The 2530-nt window shown below is 60.0% G+C and carries 2 protein-coding genes and 2 pseudogenes; 3 read left to right on the forward strand and 1 reads right to left on the reverse strand.

Annotated elements, in window-relative coordinates; translation table 11 throughout:
- The 3 genes and pseudogenes from PSV43_RS18525 to PSV43_RS18535 all read left to right on the forward strand — a co-directional run.
- Positions 1 to 304 (forward strand): annotated as a pseudogene (locus PSV43_RS18525) (RNA polymerase sigma factor SigJ); the annotation flags it as partial.
- 329 nt (positions 305 to 633) lie between these two features.
- Positions 634 to 1053 (forward strand): hypothetical protein, encoded by a 420-nt coding sequence (locus PSV43_RS18530; protein WP_300200825.1) that lies wholly within the window; start codon positions 634 to 636, stop codon positions 1051 to 1053.
- Positions 1046 to 2278, forward strand: coding sequence for a biotin/lipoyl-binding protein (locus PSV43_RS18535; protein WP_300200828.1), 1233 nt, complete (start codon positions 1046 to 1048; stop codon positions 2276 to 2278). Before PSV43_RS18530 ends, PSV43_RS18535 begins: the two co-directional genes overlap by 8 nt.
- 24 nt (positions 2279 to 2302) lie before the next feature.
- On the opposite strand, the pseudogene PSV43_RS18540 reads toward PSV43_RS18535, so the two are convergent.
- Positions 2303 to 2530, reverse strand: a pseudogene (locus PSV43_RS18540) (GFA family protein); the annotation flags it as partial.

The following is a 2530-nucleotide window of genomic DNA, read 5'->3' on the forward strand; positions in this document are numbered from 1 at the left end:
CGACGGTGGCGGAAAGGTTCATGCCTTCATCAATCCGATCCTGGGACTCGAGCGCGTGTTGCGGGCGTATCGGGGACTCTTCCGCAAACTTGCAAACCGCCCATCACGCGACTTCTTCCGCCCCATGCGCGTCAACGGCCTGCCCGGCTATGTCAGCTATGAGCGCGACGACGTTTTCCAGACCACCGCTTTCGCGATCGAGGATGGCAAGATCACGGAGATCTACATCACCCGCAATCCAGAGAAGCTGCGTCATGTGATCGAGACTCTGAACATCGCCGGCACGGGCGACACGCACCACTAAACGCACCCGATTTTGCAAATGGCGGAACAGCGGCGACCTGCGACGCAAAGGGCGCGGTGGTGACGGCAATCGGGCACCTGGCCCACGGCAAGGTCTGAGCGACAGCGCGCGTTTTCCGCCGCCCATCTCACTGGATGCAAGACCGGGTCGTTCATGAATGGGCCACCAGCCGCATATCGCATCCAGAAGCCACCTTCCGCTTCGCAGCACATCTTCGCTCTTGCCAAGTTCGGTTCCTATGCAAGGATGGAACCCTCGGGTCCAGCCCGATGACCGGCGCGTTTTCAGAACGTGTTTGCTGACAGGCTTGTTCACGCACGGAGGCTGTCTTGAGCGACTCGCTCCACCCGGCCGCACCCCATCATCTTCCGGGATTTATCACCGCGCCCGGCGACACCGACATCCTGATGGTCGTGGTGGGTATCATCCTTCTCGCGGCGATTCTGTTCGTCGGCAACATCTATCTCAAGATTCATTCGCTGCCGGAGCGCATGGCGCACAAATCGCAGAAGCTGCAATTCGAAATTGTCGCTGTCCTCTGTCTGCTGGCGCTGTTCACGCATAACCATCTGTTCTGGGTGATCGCCCTGCTTCTTGCTCTGGTCGATCTGCCCGACTTCAGCACTCCGCTGCGCAGCATCGCAGGCTCCGTGCAGAAAATGGCGGGCGTCAAGCCGGATGCTGATCCATCCGAACCGCCGGCTGAAACACCCCCGGTCAACAAGAACGGGGACCAGCGCCATGCTTGAGCTGATCCTCTGCTCGCTGCTGACCGTGTTTCCCGACTACCTGTATCGCCGCTATGTGCAGGGAAAGCGCATTGGCAAGGAGATCACGCTCTTCTCGGTCTGGTATGAGTTGCGGTGGGGTATCACGGCCTGCGTGATGCTGACCGTTGCCCTTATCACAGTGATCTTCTATTTCCATCCCTCGACCACGAGCGCGACACTGTATTACCGGACGGTGCCGCTGGTGCCGGAAACAACCGGCCGGGTTGCCGAAGTCCATGTCGATTTCAGCGCCCCTGTGAAAAAGGGCGACGTCATCTTCAGACTCGACAGCACGAAGCAGGAAGCCGCGCTGAAAACAGCCAGAAGCAAGACCGCCGAAGTCGACGCCGCGATGATCGCGGCACAGTCGGATGTGGTAAAGGCAGATGCCCAGATTCAGGAGGCAAAGAGTTCGCTGCAGCAGGCCTCCGACGAACTCGATGTCAAACGCGAATTGCAGAAGCGCAGCCCCGGCATCGTTCCGCAGCGTGACATCGAAAAGCTCGAAGTGGTTCTGGCTGGCCGTCAGGCCACCGTCGATGCCGTCAACGCGACAAAACAATCGGCCCTGATCCGCGTCAATTCACTTCTTCCCGCGGAGAAAGCCAGCGCGGAAGCCGCAATGGCGGAAGCGCAGGTGGACCTGGACAAGACCAGCATTCGCGCGGGCGTGAACGGGCGCGTCGAACAGTTCTTCCTGCGGCCGGGCGATGTGGTCAATCCGATGATCCGCTCCGCCGGAATCCTCATTCCGGAAGGCGCGGGGCGGCAGGCGCTGGCAGCAGGATTTGGACAGATTGAAGCGCAGGTGATGAAAGTTGGCATGGTGGCCGAGGCCACCTGCATTTCAAAGCCCTGGACCGTGATTCCGATGGTGATTACGAGCGTGCAGGATTACATTGCCGCTGGCCAGTTCCGCGGCGGCGAACAGCTTATCGAAGCCCAGCAAACCGTGAGGCCCGGCTCAATCCTCGTTTTGATGGAGCCTATCTATAAAGGCGGCCTCGAAGGCGTGACGCCGGGCAGCAGTTGCATCGCCAACGCCTACACCAGCAACCACGATGTGATCTCAGCCAAGGAGACAGGCACGGGTCAACGTATCTGGCTTCATGCGGTCGATGCCGTCGGCATTGTGCATGCAATGCTGCTGCGGATTCAGGCCCTGCTGTTGCCGGTCAAGACGCTGGTGCTGAGCGGGCACTAAAGGCGCAAACCTTTAGGACGGCCTTCAGTCCGCCGGGATGAAGCGGAGCGTGCCGGCCTGACGCGTCGGCTTGCCAGTGTCGTTGGTGTGATTGATGCCGTCCATCACCGGCACCTCGGCAAAATCGAACGGGCTTACGCCATCGAGGCAAGCCACGTTGACGGCGTAGAGATTCTGGTTCGAGCGCCGCTGGTGATGGGTGTAGATGCCGCAGCGAGAACAGAAGAAGTGCTGCGCCGATCCGGTATGGAA

It is taken from the genome of Prosthecobacter sp., assembly GCF_029946185.1.
Taxonomy (GTDB): Bacteria; Verrucomicrobiota; Verrucomicrobiia; order Verrucomicrobiales; family Verrucomicrobiaceae; genus Prosthecobacter.